The organism is Flavobacterium sp. B183, from assembly GCF_023539155.1.
GTDB lineage: Bacteria > Bacteroidota > Bacteroidia > Flavobacteriales > Flavobacteriaceae > Flavobacterium > Flavobacterium tructae.
Genome location: NZ_CP097434.1, coordinates 4,969,471 through 4,987,420 on the forward strand (window position 1 = coordinate 4,969,471; position 17,950 = coordinate 4,987,420).

The window sequence follows — 17,950 nt, forward strand, 5'->3', positions numbered from 1 at the left end:
AAAAATCATGGCAGCAACAGCTTATAATTCAAAAAGTAAACTAACCAGAGATTTAAGTATTAGTCTCTTCCTTTATGCACTGCCTGTCCTGGCAATCTTTCTGTATTTCAAACTAACAAATGGTGCGATCGCACAATCGCATATTGCCTTACCATCATTTTTAGAATTTATCAAACCGGCTTTCGAAAACATCAGAACCTGGGGATTAACCGCTTTTATGGTGATTCTGGGGATTATCGAATTTACAGCAGGTTTATACGACGATCAATGGACGGGTCAGGAACGCAAAGTAGATATCATTTGTTTTCTGGCTCCTAAATTGCTTTTGCCTCCGGTAATTGCTTTTTTCAGTCTTACTGCATTACCGTATTTAATTCCCAATCTTGCCAACTCGCTTTCGTGGGTTCCGTTTTGGGGAGGTTTTTTCCTGATCGCAGTAGCCGATGATTTAACGCAGTATTGGTACCACCGCTTACACCATCAGGTTCCTTTTTTATGGCGTTTTCACCGTACGCACCACTCCGCTCCGTACATGGGCATGGCGATGGCTTCCAGACAAAACTTTATTTATACGGTTTTCTTTTCGCAGATTTACTTAACGGCAACTTTAACATTTTTAGGTTTAGGATTACCTGCATTGTTTGTATTAGTGATCAAAAGTTTTATCACTTTAGGCGCTCACTCCAGTATTGCCTGGGACAAACCCTTTTACAAATACAAAGTTTTACATCCGATTGCATGGGTTTTAGAACGTTTAATTTCGACTCCTGCGACTCATCACGCACATCATGCGGATACTAGCGGTGATGGTGTAGGACATTTTAAAGGGAACTTTGGTAATATGTTTTTTATCTGGGATATGATCTTCGGAACAGGTTTAATCACCAGAAAATTTCCAAAATCGTACGGAATGAAGTCCTACAAACAAGAAGAATGGTACGCCCAGTTTCTTTGGCCCATCTTCAAATCCAAAAAAGAAGGAAGTGCTTTGGCTGAAGGAGTGTTAGCTGTTCCAATACGCCAAAAAGTAGAAAAAACAGTACCCAATCAGGCTTACTATGAGCAGGTTCAATCTTGAAAATCATGATAAAAAATAAAACAATCCAAAACAGTATCGCCATTGTGATACTGTTTTTATCCGGAATTAGTTTTGCACAGCAAAAAGCATCCAACACCGTCTCATTAGACGTCTTTTATGCTAAAATTCAAAGCGAAAAAAAACCACAAATCATTGATGCACGCGGTCCTGAAGAATTTGCTCTCAATCATATCAATGGAGCACAAAATTTTAATTTGGAATCGAAAGACTATGCCAAACGCATTGCTGCCTTAGATAAAACAAGACCGGTTTTTACCTACTCTATTGGTGCAGGAAGAAGTGTCTGGCTCGCAGATGAATTACTTAAAAACGGTTTCAAAGAAGCTTATAGTTTAGAAGGCGGAATTGCCAACTGGATTGGAAACGGAAAACCTTTTTACTCCAATTCAAAAAGCAAACTAACCTTAGTCGAATACAACAAAATCATTTCAGAAAATAATGATGTTCTCGTTGATATTGGTTCTGTTTACTGCGGTGCCTGCAAAAAGGTAAAACCTGTTTTAGAAACCATCAGAGCACAATACGGAGCTAATTTAAAAATCGTGGAAATTGATTTGGAAGACAGCCCTCAGGTAATCGCCGATTTAAAAACTGTAAAAGTGTTCCCTACTTTGATTTTATACAAAAAAGGCAAAATTGTTTTCAAAAAAGAAGGCCTCGGAGATTTAAAAAATGATGTCGATGTTGCTTTGGCTTCCAAATAAAAACCGCTAAATAATCGCATACAAACCCGACAGATTTCAAAAACCTGTCGGGTTTAATCCAGTAAAAACAACCCTAAAAAATGTCAACCCAAAACAAACAATTTACCCTCCACGAAGACTGGACTGTCGTCGTTCTTGGATTTATCATTATCGGAATTTCTCTTTTTGTTTTTCTTCCTGAGGTTCCAACTTTCAAATGGTCAACCGGAACAGATTTAGTAGTAGACGTGTTTAATTTCGGAAACCTGAAAATCATTGGCTTACAATTTATATATCTGACTGCGATTGGAACTCTTGGTGCTTTTTTAATTGGAAAATCAGTCAAAAACTTTTTATTGGGTTTTCCCATCGTTTATGTGTTAACCATCTTTGCCCTGGTGATCTCCGGAAATACGACCATCAAAGGTCTAAATCTCGAAGCGGTGATTTTTAGTTTAATCATAGGTCTCTGTCTCGGTAATTTTTTCATCCTTCCAAGGTGGTTTCGTTCCTCTCTTTCAACAGAGGTATTTGTCAAAATTGGCTTGGTATTACTGGGAACCACTGTTATTTTCTCAGACATTCTAAAAGCCGGTTCACTTGGGCTTATTCAGGCTTTAGTAGTTGTACTCTCGGTTTGGTACTTTGCCTTCTGGCTGTGCAAAAAATTAAAAGTCGACGATGAATTAACCCTGATGATTTCCAGCGCGGTTTCGATTTGCGGAGTTTCCGCTGCAATTGCGACTTCGGGTGCCATCAAAGGCGACTCAAAAAAACTGTCTTACGTAATTTCTATTGTTTTAGTCACCGCAATACCCATGATGATTTTCATGCCCATAATTGCTAAACATTTCAACTTTCCTGAAGAGGTAACCGGAGCCTGGCTGGGCGGTAGTATTGATACTTCGGGAGCCGTTGTTGCTTCAGGCTCCTTGGTAGGCGAAACCGCTTTAAAAATTAGTACAATTGTCAAATTCTCTCAAAATGTACTCTTAGGATTAGCTGCTTTTGCCATTTCCGTTTACTGGACTTACACTCAGAACAAATCGGAAGAGGCTGTTGCTGCAAAACCAACCTTAGGTGTTATATGGGAACGTTTTCCAAAATTCGTCATTGGATTTATTGCCGCTTCACTCCTCTTTTCATTTCTTTTGACTGCCGAAGTGAGAGACGAAGTAAAAGACAGCTTAAAAAATCTGCAAAGCATTTGGTTTGCCCTTGCTTTTACCAGTATCGGACTGGAAACCAAATTTAAAGATTTACTGGGCAATACCAGCCGAAAACCTCTATATGCCTTTTTAATAGCACAATTGTTCAATATCATTGTCACGCTGATCATTGCTTTTTTACTTTTTAAAGAATAACAATCTAAATCATTTTTCGAACACTTTAAAGCGTAACTTATTGTATCTAAAATACATTTCATTAAAAATAAATCGCAGAGTTGTTCTAAAAAACCATAATTTACTCTACTTTTTTAAAGCTATGTTTATATTCTTAAACCGATTCAACAAAAGATAAAACCAGTTTCAGCAACTCACAACATGAATTAAAATGAAAAAAACACTTCTCACATTCCACCTCTTGTTTTCGACAGTACTTTTCGTTTCCGCACAAAACAAAACCACTACCCCTTCTTCAAAACCAAACATCATCCTGATTCTGGTCGACGATATGGGCTATTCTGATTTAGGTAATTATGGTTCCGAAATTAAAACACCCAATCTTGATCAGCTAGCCAGTGAAGGTTTACGTCTTCGCGAATTCTACAACAACTCGATTTGCGCTCCAACCAGAGCCTCTTTGTTAACAGGACAATACCAGCACAAAGCCGGAATGGGCTTTTTTGATATCAATCTGGGCCTGCCGGCTTATCAGGGATACCTTAACAAAGAATCTTTGACATTGGGAGAAGTTTTTCGTTCTGGTGGTTACAGCACTTTACTTTCAGGAAAATGGCACGTGGGTTCCGAAGATCAGTCGCAATGGCCTAACCAGAGAGGCTTTGATAAATTTTATGGCATCTTAAAAGGAGCTTCCAGTTATTTCGACAGCAAACCTTTGCCTTTCGGAAAAACACCTTATCCAGTAAAATTACTTCGAAACAATGAAGAACTCCATCCTAAAGACGATTCTTATTATTTTACTGATGAAATCGGAAACAACGCGGTGACTTTTCTCGACGAACAAAACAAAGAAAATAAGCCGTTCTTTCTGTATTTAGCTTTTACCGCTCCACACTGGCCGCTACAGGCAAAACCGGTAGACATTGCCAAATACAAAGGAAAATTTGACGAAGGCTGGGATGTTTTAAGAGAAAAAAGAATCGAAAAGCTAAAAGCAAATGGCATTTTATCTGCCAATCAAACCGTATCACCAAGAGATCCGGAAGTACCGGAATGGAATAAACTTACCTATGACGAAAAACAATTCTGGAAAGCCAAAATGGAAGTTTATGCCGCAATGGTAGACAATATGGATCAGAATGTGGGTAAGGTTTTGAATAAATTAAAAGCGCTAAAAAAAGATAAAAACACCCTCATTATATTTATTTCAGACAATGGTGCGCAGGGTGGTTTCAATACCTACAATCCGTTAGGCAGAGGTTTGGTTCGAAATGATGGTCCGATTGGAACTTCAGGTTCCTTCGATTATCAGGAACAAAACTGGGCCTATTTATCAAATACTCCCTTACAACAATACAAAAACAATATGCACGAAGGCGGCTTCAGTTCTCCATTTATTGCCTGGTTTCCTTCAAAAATAAAAGGAGGCCGCATTGATAAAGGTACCGGGCACATTATTGACCTTGCCCCTACTTTTTATGAATTGGCCGGAATTGAATATCCAAAAGAATACAACGGTGCCAAATCGAACCCGTTGGCAGGGAAAAGTCTCCTTCCTGTATTATTTGACAATGCTTCCGAGGTCAACAGAGGAGCTCCGTTATTTTGGGAAAGAGCAGGAAACAGAGCGGTACGCGATGGAAAATGGAAACTGGTATCGATTTACCCCTCTTACGAGTGGGAACTCTATGATATCGAAACAGATCGCGGTGAAACCAATAATGTAGCCAAACAGAATCCCGGTATTGTCAATAAACTATCGGCTGCCTATTTTGATTGGGCCGATCAGACCGGAGTTGTAGAATACAGTAAATTCAAACTAAAACAGGAAGTTATGCCTGGTGGCGCTGCCTTAAAAAAGTAATTGAAGCTTCTATTTACATTTTATAAAGCATTTAAAAAGACAGAAAAATAAGTAAAAAACAACTCTTACTTCTTTTTCTGTCTTTTTTTATATTCGAAAACCAATAAAACCAAACAACTATAAATCAACACTTTAAAATAAATCTTATTCTATACCTTACCTGTTTTCTTACACTCATCTGAATAAATTTTAAAAAACTTTTGGATTTTATTATTTTAAATATAACTTTGTCTATAGAATTAGTAGAGATTAAATTTTAAAAAACTACATTTTGAAAACCACTGCAAGTACATCGAATTATATCCTTCCAAAAAAATATACCTATAACACTTTTTGTTATATGTGCTTCTGTCGTTAATTCTTCCATTATTTCGTTTTGACTCGATTTCATTCCTAAAATCGAAAGTCATCCCCAAGCACAAACAGATCCTCTCTTTGGTAACGGGCACGAAACCAGATCACCCTATCAAGCAAAAATATCATTCGCTTAAAAGCAGGTTACGTCTTGATAAAGCTTATGATTCAACAATTTAGATATTATTATACTGTAAATTAAACGGTTTTTATTTCGGGGGTTTTTAGTTTTAAACTAAATTTACTAGTACGATAAAATTGTTTTTTTTACGAATGAAAGTTCTTAAAATACTACAGCAAAAAATAAATTAACCATTAAACCATTAAGCCATGGCTGAAACAAAACAACAACAAACAGCATTAGGAGATGTTGCAGCAAGACAATTAGCAATTGCAACACGTACCGTTCCTCAAATTGGAACAATTACACCACGTTGGTTAACGCATCTTTTGCATTGGACACCAGTAGAATCGGGTGTATTCCGTTTGAATAAAGTAAAAGACGGAAGTCACATTGAAGTAGATTGTTCAGCAAGAGACGAAAGAGTTTTACCCAATACTTTTGTCGATTATATCGATAATCCGAGAGAATATAATCTGGCTGCAGTTCAAACGATTGTTGAAGTACATACAAGAGTTTCAGATTTGTACAGTAAACCATACAATCAGATTTCTGAACAACTTAGATTGGCGATCGAAACCATTAAAGAGCGTCAGGAAAGCGAATTAATCAACAATAAAGATTATGGTTTGCTCAGCAATGTTGCACCTTCGCAAATTATTAAAACCAGAACCGGTGCACCGACTCCGGATGATCTAGACGAACTACTAACAAAAGTGTGGAAAGAACCGGGATTCTTTTTACTACATCCTTTGGCAATTGCAGCTTTTGGCCGTGAATGTACGCGTCGTGGTGTTCCTCCTCCTACTACCTCTTTGTTTGGATCTCAATTCTTAACGTGGAGAGGAATTCCGCTTATTCCATCCGACAAATTGCCTATCAAAGACGGAAAATCAAAAATCATTTTATTACGTACAGGAGAAAGCCGTCAGGGTGTTATCGGATTAATTCAGCCAGGATTACAAGGCGAACAGTCACCGGGATTATCAGTTCGTTTTATGGGAATAAATGAAAAAGCAATTGCATCTTATCTGGTATCACTATATTGCTCACTGGCCGTATTGGTAGACGATGCCATTGCCGTTCTTGAAGATGTAGAAATTGGAAAGTACCATGAGTATAAATACTAACAACAACGGTTTACCCAACATTGAGGATTTGCAGCTTTTGGCTAACGAATTGTTCAGTGCGTTACCTAACGAATTTCCCAAAGAGATTTTGTTAAGTCCTGATCGTAATGAACATCCCCGTGCCACAAAAGTTGCAGAAACCTTCCTGAATACGGGGAACTTCAGTGGGCACAACCCGGCAGCCCTGCCCTTGCAGGATGCGCCAGCTTCACCAACTGCTTTACCAGCATTTAGCGGATTTGGAGCAGCGCCAACGGTTGCTAATTATGGCTCAGGAGCTTCGGCTTTATATCCAAATGCCGGAGCCGGATTTGATCCTCAAAGTGAAACTTCTCCATTGGGAATTTCACACGGAAATAATGTAAATGTCAACAATCCGCAAACCGGTTTTTATGACGAAAATTTTGGGAATAACGGAGCCGCTAAGCTAAATGACGAAAGTTTTTTTTCGAAATTGTTTTTAAATAATGAATACCTGCCTTTTCAATCCCAAGGTTCTTCGTTTGAAACAGAATTAAAAGCAGCTTTGGCTTTTGTGGATACACAATTTACAAAACGTGCCCACCTTCCGTTAAACGGAAATGAGATATCAAATTCGTATTACTTTTTAGAGCAAAATCCGTTTGCTTTTGATCAGAGAAATTCGAATTTAATCGTTGGGAATACTTTTGAAAAACAAGATTTTGGTAGTATTTCCGGTTCTCATTTTGATGCTAACCGCATCAAAAAAGATTTTCCTATCCTAAGAGAAACCGTAAACGGAAAACCTTTGGTTTGGTTTGATAATGCTGCTACGACGCAAAAACCGCAGTCGGTTATTGATCGTATTGCCTATTTCTACGAACATGAAAATTCGAATATCCATCGTGCTGCTCACGAATTGGCTGCCCGCGCATCGGATGCTTATGAAGCTGCCCGCGAAAAAGTAAAAACGTTCCTGAATGCCAGCTCCGTAAACGAAATTGTATTTGTTCGTGGTGCTACTGAAGGTATTAACCTTGTAGCACAAAGTTGGGGCGATTATAATTTAGTTGCTGGTGACGAGATCATTGTCAGCAATTTAGAACATCACGCGAATATTGTTCCGTGGAAACGTTTGGCAGATAAAAAAGGATTAAAACTTCGTGTAATTCCGGTTGACGATGATGGTCAACTTTTACTGGATGAATATGCAAAATTGCTGAATTCAAAAACACGTCTGGTTGCTTTTACTCAGGTATCAAATGCACTGGGAACTGTAACCCCGGCCAAAAAGATTGTCGAAATGGCTCATGCCGTTGGAGCAAAAGTTCTAATTGATGGCGCACAATCGGTTTCACACATGAAAGTTGATGTTCAGAATTTAAATCCGGACTGGCTGGTTTTCTCCGGACACAAACTTTTTGGCCCAACCGGAATTGGCGCTTTATACGGAAAGGAAGAATTACTAAATGAAATGCATCCTTACCAATCTGGTGGGAACATGATTCAGGATGTCACTTTTGAGGAAATAAAATACCACAAAGCGCCGAATCGCTTCGAAGCCGGAACGGGAAATATTGCCGATGCAATTGGCCTTGGGGCAGCAATAGATTATGTGACAAAACTAGGAATAGATGCGATCGGTCAGTACGAACATCAATTGTTAGACTATGCGACAAAATTGCTAAAAGAAATCCCGGGCGTTCGATTGATCGGTACAGCAGCAAACAAGGCAAGTGTTCTTTCATTTAATTTGCAAGGCTACACAAACGATCAGGTGGGACAAGCCTTAAATAAAGAAGGTGTTGCAGTACGAACCGGACATCATTGTGCGCAGCCTATTTTGCGAAGAATGGGAGTCGAAACTACTGTTCGTCCATCTCTGGCTTTTTACAATACCACTGAGGATGTTGATACTTTTATCAAAACCTTATGGGAACTTAAAAAAGTTAAATTTTAAAAAAACAACACTGGTAAACTATAAGTTACCTCTCTTTAAAAAATAATTACTTTTTTTAATATTTTGAGTAGTTATTTCCAAAAGCGATTGTTTCAACACAATCGCTTTTTTTGTTTGAAAAATTAAACTTTAAAAAATAATCAAACAAAACGTAAATCATCAAACATAAAATTACAATTTTAGCTAAATATTAAGATTTAAAACATCTTAATAGTAATTTAATTACACAATAAGCAACAAAGTGTTTTATTTTTTTCTAAAAATAGTAAATTAAAACCATTTTGTTACAAATGTCACAAAAACAATTATTTTAGTGATATTAAATGTTAAATAAAGACTACTTATTAACAGAAAATTAAGACATTTGAAAAACTAACCAAAAATATTTACAAATGAAAATCAACTTTAAGTTTTTTTTGGGGCTATTGATCACATTATTTATGCAAATAGCCAATGCGCAGGAAGGATCTATTACAGGGAAAGTTACTGACTCAAAACGAGTTCCGCTTCCGGGAGTTAACATTCTTGTAAAAGGAACAAAAGTCAGTACTCAAACTGATTTTGACGGAAATTTTAAAATAACAGCAAAAAAAGGAGACGTACTAACAGTAAGTTATGTCAGTTTTGCAACTGTACACGTCCCTGCCTCCAATTTAATGACCGTTCAACTGGTCGAAACACAAAATGAACTGGAAGCCGTTTTGGTCGTTGGTTACGGAACACAGACCAAAAAGAATTTAACGGACAATATTGCCCGTGTTACGGCTAAAGATATCCAGCAAATACCTGTTTCAAACGTTCAAAATGCGCTGGTAGGTAAACTTGCCGGTGTACAAATCACTCAGACAAATGGTAAAGTTGAAGGTGGTATAAATGTCAGAGTTCGTGGTGCTGCCAGTATTAGTGCGGGAACGCAGCCTCTATACGTTTTAGATGGAATTCCCTTGATTACAGACAACGAGTCCAGCAACGGAGCGCCGACAAATCCATTACTAACTTTGAGCCCGAATGAAATCGAGTCTATTGACGTTTTGAAAGATGCTTCTTCTGCAGCGATTTATGGTGCACGTGGAGCTAATGGAGTAGTAATCATCACTACCAAAAAAGGAAAAGACGGAAAAGGAACTTTCTCTCTTAATTTCTCGCAAGGTGTTAGCGAAGCTACTCACAAGAGAAAGTGGCTTAATGCAAAACAATATGTTGAATTAATACGCGAAGCCGGAAAAAATGTTGACGATTTGGCCTCGGTAGAAGAAGAACTAGATCGTCTGGCTCAGGGAACTGACTGGAGAAATGGAGAAATTGATACGGACTGGCAGGATATCGCCTTTCAAACGGGATATACCACCGATGCTGATTTTTCGGTTTCCGGCGGAGACGACAAAACCAGATACTTCTTTTCAGGAGCTTACAACAACACTACCGGAATTATCGACAGTAACAGTCTGGAGAGAATAACCGGAAGATCTAACTTATCTCACAAACTATCAGATCGTTTTACTGTGGGAATGAACATTGGTTTTTCAAGAGCCATCATCAACAGAGTGCAGGATGATAACTCTTTTACATCACCTTTACAATCCGTAGCGCAGGCTCCAATATCACAGGCAAGACTGGCAGATGGAACGGCAAACCCAAATACAGAATATGCTAACTATTTATTGGCAAAAGACAATACTTTCTGGAAAACCATCATGCGCAGACTTACCGGAAAAGTTTTTGGCGAACTTAAAATAGTAAAAGGTCTGAAGTTCAATTCTGATTTTTCTTATGACTACATGACTCAGACAGAAGACTACTGGCAGGGAAAAAATGCTCCTTTTATGGCAACTGACGGTGCTGTATTTGCAACCTCAGTAAATACCGAAAATTATATTTTCAGTAACTACTTTACCTACGACAAAACATTTGCAGAAAAACACGCTCTGAATCTTGTTGCCGGTATGGAACTTAACAAGTACAACAATAGATATCAGGATGTAAACAGCATCTACTTCCCTAACGACGGTTTTCAGACGATCGACGGAGGAGCCGAAATTAATGAAGGACACGGTAGGGAAATCGATTATGCATTTGTATCTCAATTTGGAAGATTAAGCTATGCTTTTGATGGAAAATACCTGTTTAAAGCCAGTATTCGTCGTGACGGCTCTTCCCGTTTTGGAAAAAACGAACGCTATGGTGTTTTCCCTGCACTCTCTGCCGGTTGGGTAATATCAAAAGAAAATTTCCTGAAAGAAAATCCGGTTTTAACGTATTTGAAAATAAAAGGAAGCTGGGGTAAATTAGGAAATGCCGAAATTGGAAACTTTGCTTCACGCCAGTTGTATCAGACAAATCCCTATAATTTAAAATCAGGACTTACCTTTGATCAGCCCGGAAATGATAATTTAACCTGGGAGAAATCGACACAAATTGATTTTGGTGCCGAGCTGGGCTTTTTAGATAAAATTACTTTCGAGGCCGATTACTACCAAAAAGACACAGACGGATTGCTTTTTGATGTTCCGCTTCCTAAAAGCGCCGGTGGTGGTGATTTAGGAACCATTAGCAAAAATATTGGAAAGATCAGAAGTAGTGGTTTCGAATTCACTTTAAACACCAAAAATATCACAACCGAAAATTTTACCTGGACAACAAGTTTCAATTTAACGACCAATCAATCTAAGGTAAAATCGTTACCCAACAACAATGCTGATGTAATAAGCAGTTATACCATTAATAGAGTTGGTGAAAACATTTCGTCTTTCTATTTGGTAGAATACGCAGGGGTTGATCCCGCAAACGGAGATGCACTTTTTGTAAAAAACACAAAAAATGCCGACGGAAGCATTGACAGAAGTACCACTAATGACTATAGTGAAGCACAGAGAACCATTCTTGGGAATCCGTTTCCAACCTTAATGTCAGGACTTACCAATACGATCCTGTACAAAGGAGTTGATTTTTCATTTACTTTCCAGGGAGAATGGGGCGCCAGTATTTACAACACTGCAGGAATTTATCAGTCTACAGCAGCCGATTATTTTGACAACCAGACTCTGGATCAGTTAGACCGTTGGCAAAAACCGGGAGACATTACCAATGTTCCTCAGGCGAGATTTGGCGGTACAAACGGTACTCAAAATTCGAGCCGCTATCTGGGCAAATCAGATTTCATACGTTTAAGAAACCTGACTTTAGGATATTCGTTACCTAAAAAGACAGTAAGCGACATGGGAATGAGCAATTTAAGAGTATACATGACCGCTGTAAATTTATTGACTTTTACCAATTATAAAGGTTCTGATCCTGAGTCACGAAGAGATGATATCACAAGAGCAAATCCTAATATTGGACAGGAATTTTATTCGGCTCCGCCAGCGAGAACAATTGCGATGGGAGTAAATATCAATTTTTAAATCGATCAAGATGAAATCAAACACTATACTATTATTTATGTTTTTTGCAGTCTTTTTTACAAGCTGTCAAGATGAATTAAACATAGAACCAAAGCAAAGAGAAGACGCTTCTGTAACGTTAAGTACAGAAGAAGGGGTTACCAATGTACTCACCGGAACTTATGCTCTTGCTGCAAGAGGAAATGCTTACGGAGGAAGAATCTTAGTTTACGCCGATTTACTGGGAGCAACAGGTGCAACTGCCACTACTGAATTTAGATTCAGAGGAAGTTTCGGGGAATTAAGACAAATGTATATCAAACAAATGCTTGCTGACAACGTAATCATCACCGGAACTTACTCCAGATGTTACGAAATCGTAAACGCTGCTAATACCGTTATCGACAATATCAGCAAAGTAAAAGATCCTGCCAAACAGGCCCGAATGATTGGTGAAGCTAATTTTTTAAGATCACTTGCTTATTTTGATTTAGTGCGCTTTTTTGCAAAACCATACGTTAGCGGTCAGGCTAATAATCAATTGGGAATTGTAATAAGAGACAAAGCCATTTATGATTTCAACACCGATTTATCAAAAGAAAGAAGTACGGTTGCCGAAGTATACAAAGTAATCATTGACGGATTAAATCTTGCTTACACCAATCTTCCAAAAGACAATAGTTTTTATGCTGATAAATATGCTGCAAAAGCCCTATTAGCGAGAGTATATCTACAACAAGGCAATTACGCTTTGGCAAGAGACGCTGCCGATGATGTCATCAAAAACAGCGGACACTCATTGTCTACAAAATATGCAGATGCCTTTAATCATGATACCGATCAGGCTGAAGATGTATTTGCTATCCAAATTACAAAACAAACCGGAGTAAACGATGCTAATACCTTTTATTCAGCTGAGAATAATGGAGGACGCGGAGGTGACATTGCGATCAGAGATCCTTATCTGGAAAAATTTACAGATCCTAACGACGATCGTGCAAAATTCAATTATGTAAACCCTGTAAATGACAGAATACTAACCCTGAAATTTACCGATCAGTTTGCTAATGTGGGGATTATTCGTCTGGCTGAAATGTACCTCATCAGAGCCGAAGCCAACTTTCGCGCCGGAACAGTGGTAGGCAACACTCCGATTGACGATATCAACATCATCAGAACAAGAGCCAACGCACAAAAACTGACCGCAGTAACACTTGATGCCATTTTATTAGAACGCCAATTCGAATTAGCGATGGAAGGCTTTTCCATTCACGATATCCGAAGAACAAAAGGCTCCATTGATGTAAGTGTCGACGGTGACGGATCTGAATTATTATCTTATGATGCGGATGTACTGGTATTTCCTATTCCGATCTTGGAAATGGATGCCAACAAAAAAATCACCCAGAACCCGGGTTACAGTAAATAAAATTACTTAGATTCTCAGGGACTAAGATGCTGAGATACTAAGATTTTTTTTCCCGGAGTGCTTTAAAAAGTTCCTTAAAAATAAAAGGTGCAAAGTTTTATAATGAAACTTTGCACCTTTGTTGCTTTGTGTTTTTCGTCAAAGTTTAAAACTTTGACAAAATTTGAAAGTTCTAAAGTTCTATAAAAAAACCTAAAAACCTTAGTATCTCAGCACCTTAGTGCCTCAGAACTTAAAAAAAACTAATTCTTGAAAGCATCCAGTGATTTCTCGATAATTTCAAGACACTCCTGAATTTGAGATTCGGTCATCACCAAAGGCGGTGCCAGTCTAATTTTATTTCCATGAGTTGGCTTAGCCAATAATCCGTTATCTCTGAATTTCAAACAAATTTCCCACGCCAAATCTGAATCTTCACCACAATTAATCACAATTGCATTTAATAATCCTTTACCACGAACGAGTGTGATCAGATTATTGCGTTCTGCAATTTCATTTAGTCCTTTTCTTAAAATAATTCCCAGACGTTCTGCATTTTCGGCAAGATTTTCTTCTTTGATTACTTCAAGAGCAGCTATCGCAACCGCAGCTGCAACCGGATTTCCTCCAAAAGTTGATCCATGTTGTCCCGGTTTGATTACATTCATAATTTCATCATTACACAAAACTGCTGATACCGGATACACCCCACCAGAAATTGCTTTTCCTAAAATTAAAATATCAGGTTGTACATTTTCATGCTGTACGGCCAATAATTTTCCGGTACGTGCGATTCCCGTCTGAACCTCATCTGCAATGAACAGAACATTATGTTTTTCACACAATGCTTTGGCTTTCGCTAAATATCCTTCAGAAGGAACATAAACTCCTGCTTCTCCCTGAATTGGTTCTACTAAAAACCCTGCAATATTTTTTGACGACTCCAATGCTTTTTCAAGAGCAGCCAGATTATCGTATTCTATTTTTATAAATCCTTCTGTAAAAGGTCCGAAATTTTTGCGTGCGACTTCATCATTTGAAAACGAAATGATGGTAGTGGTTCTTCCGTGAAAGTTGTTTTCACACACGATTACCTGTGCCTGATTTTCCGGAATTCCTTTTACTTCATAAGCCCATTTTCTACACACTTTAAGAGCCGTTTCAACTGCTTCGGCACCGGTATTCATAGGCAATACTTTATCGAAACCAAAATACTTTGTTACAAATTCCTCATAATTACCTAATTTATCATTGTAAAAAGCACGCGAAGTCAGCGTAAGTTTTTGAGCCTGATCGACCATAGCTTTCACAATCTTTGGATGACAGTGTCCTTGATTTACGGCAGAATAAGCAGATAAAAAATCAAAGTATTTTTTTCCGTCTACATCCCATACATAAACCCCTTCTCCTCTTTCTAAAACAACAGGAAGTGGATGGTAATTATGTGCTCCGTATTTATTTTCTTTTTCAATCAAAACCTCTGATTTTGACGACAGGGCATTTTCAGTATGAATCATGATCTTATTTGTTTAAAATTTTCAAAAATCAAAAGTATTAAAAATTTCTCATTAAACCCTCCAAAAACACCAATTTTGACTTTAAAAGTCTTTTTAAAAGTCAAAAACAAAGATTTAAAAGGTTGTAAAAATCAATTTTAGTTGCTTTATAATCCCTTTCAATCCCTTGTTAATTAAAAAAAATAGTTACTTTTATGAATGCGAAATTATTGTCGCCTATTTAGAGTTTTTTTTAGAACAGCTGCAATAACAGAAGCATAAAGATTAAATACAATTTATAAGAATGGATATATTAGACGAATTTGATATTAGCATCATTAAAGAATTAGAAAAAGACGGAAGAATGGCTTTTTCTGCAATCGCTGCTAATTTGAAAATATCAAACACCATGGTGCATCAGCGTATTAACCGAATGATAGAACAAGGTGTAATTGGTGGAATCAAACCTATCATCCAGGAAAAAAAATAGGTTATGACTGGGCGTCTTTTACAGGAATAACCCTGAATAAAGATTCTGATTCAGATCGGATTATTGAAGAATTAAAAAAAATTCCGGAAATTACAGAATGCTATTACGTGACAGGATCCTTTACGCTTTACATTAAAATCATAGCCAAAAATCACGAACACATGCGCCGAATCCTTTATGAAAAAATCGACGGTATTCCGGGTATTGCCAAAACCGATTCGATTATTGAACTGGGCTGCGCGTTCAAACGAAATATCTCTTTATAATTATTTTAAAATTTTAAACCATGATGTTACGAAAACTGCTTTTACTTACTTTGTTTTGCTGTAAGTCCATGCTGTTTTCGCAAATCGTTGTTCCCAGTCCGTCAAAAAGTGATTTCTCCCCGACACTTTCTTTCTTAGCTTCCGATTGGATGGAGGGGCGCGGAACTACGCAAAAAGGAGCTTTACTGGCCTCTGAATATATTGCTTCAATGATGGAACTTTACCAACTAGTTCCCTACAACACAAAATCAGGATACTATCAGAATTTCAAAATTGAAGAACACACTATAAAAAAGGCTGCACTTGAAATAAAAAAAACAATAAAGAAACTTTTCCCCTTTCTCCACATACCGACTTTCAGGTTACCCCTATCGCACAATCGTTACAAAAAGAAACCGAAGTCGTTTTTGCAGGTTACGGATTAAATCTACCGAAAGAAAACTATGATGACTATAAAAACCTGAATACAAAAGATAAAATTGTTGTCGTTCTAAAAGGCTTCCCGGGACATTTGGACAGTACATCGGTATCGTATCAAAAATTCAAAAAGTACTATCCTGAAGAAAACAACCTGGAAGAAATCAAACTTCAAACCGCTATCAGTAAAGGAGCCAGTGCATTGATTATTATTGATTGTAAAAAATGGGGCAAATTTAAAAAAGAAACCGCCTTCCATTCCCTCGAAAATTCAGCCATCACTTCTATTCCCGTTTTTGAACTAAGTAGATCAGCTGCCGAAAAACTTTTTGCCGGAAGTAACATATCGTTAGAACATTTTGAAGAAAAAGCGGCGCAAAGACCATCCTTTGTTTCTGCTCTCTTGAAAAAAACAAAGATTAGTTTCGCTATAGAATTGCAATCCCAAACCTTTCCGGTTCGCAATGTTTTAGGAATGATTCCTGGGAAAGACACCACTAAAACTATTATTGTTGGTGCTCATTACGATCATTTAGGCATCCTAAACGATTCTATTTACAATGGAGCCGACGATAATGCCTCAGGAGTTTCCGGAATGCTGGCATTGGCCAAAAAATGGTCCGAAACCAAAACAAAACCTCCCTGCACTATTTTATTTGCTTCGTGGACTGCCGAAGAAATGGGACTTTTGGGAAGTGACTATTTTGCTCAGCAGTTGGATTCCGAAAAGCAAAAAATACTGCTCGCTATTAATATGGACATGATTTCGAGAAGTGCTCCCGAGGACAAAACGCATCGAATGCTAAGCATTGGAACTCAAAAGGAAAACGATTATCTAAAAGAAATTGCGAATCTCAGCAATACAAAACTTTCGAAACCTTTTACACTCGATCTCTGGGAAACTAACGGACATACCGGAAGTGATTACGCTTCTTTTACAGCTAAAGGAATTCCCATCATGACATTCTTCAGTGGTTTTCACGACGATTATCATTCGACGCGCGATATCGCTTCAAAAGTAGATTTAGATAAAGTAAAAGATGTTCTCTTTATCGTCAATAGCTCTCTTTTAAATTTTATAAACCAGCTGCATTAACTCCATTTAAAACGATGAAAAACCGACTTCCTTCCCATTTTTCGTATCAAAAAATCCTGATCGTTATACTGCTTTTTACAGTGAGTCAGCTTCAGGCACAAAGTCCCAAAGGCAAACTTTTCATCATAGGTGGTGGCGATCGGTCGGATGCTTTGATGAAACAAGTTTTAAATGTTTCTGAATTGACCAAAAAAGATTTCATCGTCGTTTTGCCCATGTCAAGTGAAGAACCGGACAGCTCCTTTATTTTTTTCAAAACACAAATGGCAAAATTAACTCCGAATCCAATTGTGATGCTTAATTTCAATAAAGAAACTGCTCAAAACAAAAAACTGACGGATTCACTTCAAAAAGCAAAACTGATTTTCATAAGCGGTGGAGATCAGACTCGTTTTATGAATGTAGTACAAAATACTCCAATTCAAACGGCGATTCAAAAAGCCTATCAAAACGGAAGCACCATTTCCGGGACTAGCGCCGGTGCCGCTGTAATGTCCGAAAAAATGATTACCGGAAATCAGAAACTGCAAAAAGAATACTCCGGAACCTTTGACAACATCCGTTACGACAATCTTGAAACTGCCGAAGGTCTTGGACTACTCAAAACCGCTATTATCGATCAGCATTTTTTAAAGAGAAATCGTTATAACCGATTGCTTTCCGCATTAGTCGAGTTCCCTACTTTAACCGGAATCGGAATTGACGAAAGCACTGCCATCATTGTCCGAAACAATCAGATTGAAGTTGCGGGTGAAAGTGAAGTGATCGTAGTGAAAAACCCAAAAGGAATTCTGAAATCTAAAAAGAATAATCTCATTTCGATTGAAAATCTACACATGAGCATTTATACTGCCGGACAAAAATTTAATATCCAATAAA

General features: G+C 37.8%; 12 protein-coding genes and 1 pseudogene. 12 read left to right on the forward strand and 1 reads right to left on the reverse strand.

Going from position 1 to position 17,950, the window contains the following annotated elements:
• Positions 1–7: 7 nt before the first annotated feature.
• The 8 genes from M4I44_RS20255 to M4I44_RS20290 all read left to right on the forward strand — a co-directional run bounded on the left by M4I44_RS20255 (position 8) and on the right by M4I44_RS20290 (position 13,327).
• Positions 8–1,078: a sterol desaturase family protein gene (locus tag M4I44_RS20255; RefSeq protein ID WP_017496001.1), complete on the forward strand. Its 1,071-nt coding sequence runs from the start codon at positions 8–10 to the stop codon at positions 1,076–1,078.
• Positions 1,079–1,083: 5 nt separating this feature from the next.
• Positions 1,084–1,803, forward strand: coding sequence for a thioredoxin domain-containing protein (locus tag M4I44_RS20260; protein ID WP_017496002.1), 720 nt, complete (start codon positions 1,084–1,086; stop codon positions 1,801–1,803).
• An 80-nt stretch (positions 1,804–1,883) separates the two neighbouring features.
• On the forward strand, positions 1,884–3,146 hold the full coding sequence (locus tag M4I44_RS20265; protein WP_249965901.1) for a YeiH family protein: 1,263 nt from the start codon (positions 1,884–1,886) through the stop codon (positions 3,144–3,146).
• A gap of 190 nt (positions 3,147–3,336) precedes the next feature.
• The gene (locus M4I44_RS20270; RefSeq protein ID WP_249965902.1) at positions 3,337–4,992 is read left to right on the forward strand and encodes an arylsulfatase; all 1,656 of its coding nucleotides are present in this window, start codon (positions 3,337–3,339) and stop codon (positions 4,990–4,992) included.
• Between the two features lie 684 nt (positions 4,993–5,676).
• On the forward strand, positions 5,677–6,597 hold the full coding sequence (locus tag M4I44_RS20275; RefSeq protein ID WP_202703368.1) for a family 2A encapsulin nanocompartment shell protein: 921 nt from the start codon (positions 5,677–5,679) through the stop codon (positions 6,595–6,597).
• A complete protein-coding gene (locus tag M4I44_RS20280) occupies positions 6,581–8,518 on the forward strand; it encodes a family 2A encapsulin nanocompartment cargo protein cysteine desulfurase (RefSeq protein WP_249965903.1) in 1,938 nt (645 codons plus the stop codon). Before M4I44_RS20275 ends, M4I44_RS20280 begins: the two co-directional genes overlap by 17 nt.
• Positions 8,519–8,910: 392 nt before the next feature.
• Positions 8,911–11,919 carry a TonB-dependent receptor gene (locus tag M4I44_RS20285; protein WP_017496009.1) on the forward strand — a complete coding sequence of 1,003 codons (3,009 nt, stop codon included), beginning with the start codon at positions 8,911–8,913 and terminating at the stop codon, positions 11,917–11,919.
• Between the two features lie 10 nt (positions 11,920–11,929).
• The gene (locus tag M4I44_RS20290; RefSeq protein ID WP_017496010.1) at positions 11,930–13,327 is read left to right on the forward strand and encodes a RagB/SusD family nutrient uptake outer membrane protein; all 1,398 of its coding nucleotides are present in this window, start codon (positions 11,930–11,932) and stop codon (positions 13,325–13,327) included.
• Between the two features lie 242 nt (positions 13,328–13,569).
• Here M4I44_RS20290 and rocD read toward each other — a convergent pair whose 3' ends face one another.
• Entirely contained in the window at positions 13,570–14,823 is a 1,254-nt protein-coding gene (gene rocD / locus M4I44_RS20295) for an ornithine--oxo-acid transaminase (RefSeq protein WP_017496011.1), read from the reverse strand.
• A 283-nt stretch (positions 14,824–15,106) separates the two neighbouring features.
• Between rocD and M4I44_RS22655 the strand changes: the two are divergent.
• From M4I44_RS22655 to M4I44_RS20320, 4 genes and pseudogenes are all read left to right on the forward strand, one after another.
• Positions 15,107–15,558, forward strand: a pseudogene (locus tag M4I44_RS22655) (Lrp/AsnC family transcriptional regulator).
• A gap of 20 nt (positions 15,559–15,578) precedes the next feature.
• Positions 15,579–15,983 (forward strand): hypothetical protein, encoded by a 405-nt coding sequence (locus M4I44_RS20310; RefSeq protein ID WP_249965905.1) that lies wholly within the window; start codon positions 15,579–15,581, stop codon positions 15,981–15,983.
• An 86-nt stretch (positions 15,984–16,069) separates the two neighbouring features.
• The gene (locus M4I44_RS20315; protein ID WP_249965906.1) at positions 16,070–17,071 is read left to right on the forward strand and encodes a M28 family metallopeptidase; all 1,002 of its coding nucleotides are present in this window, start codon (positions 16,070–16,072) and stop codon (positions 17,069–17,071) included.
• Between the two features lie 14 nt (positions 17,072–17,085).
• Entirely contained in the window at positions 17,086–17,949 is an 864-nt protein-coding gene (locus M4I44_RS20320) for a cyanophycinase (RefSeq protein ID WP_249965907.1), read from the forward strand.
• Position 17,950 lies beyond the last annotated feature (1 nt).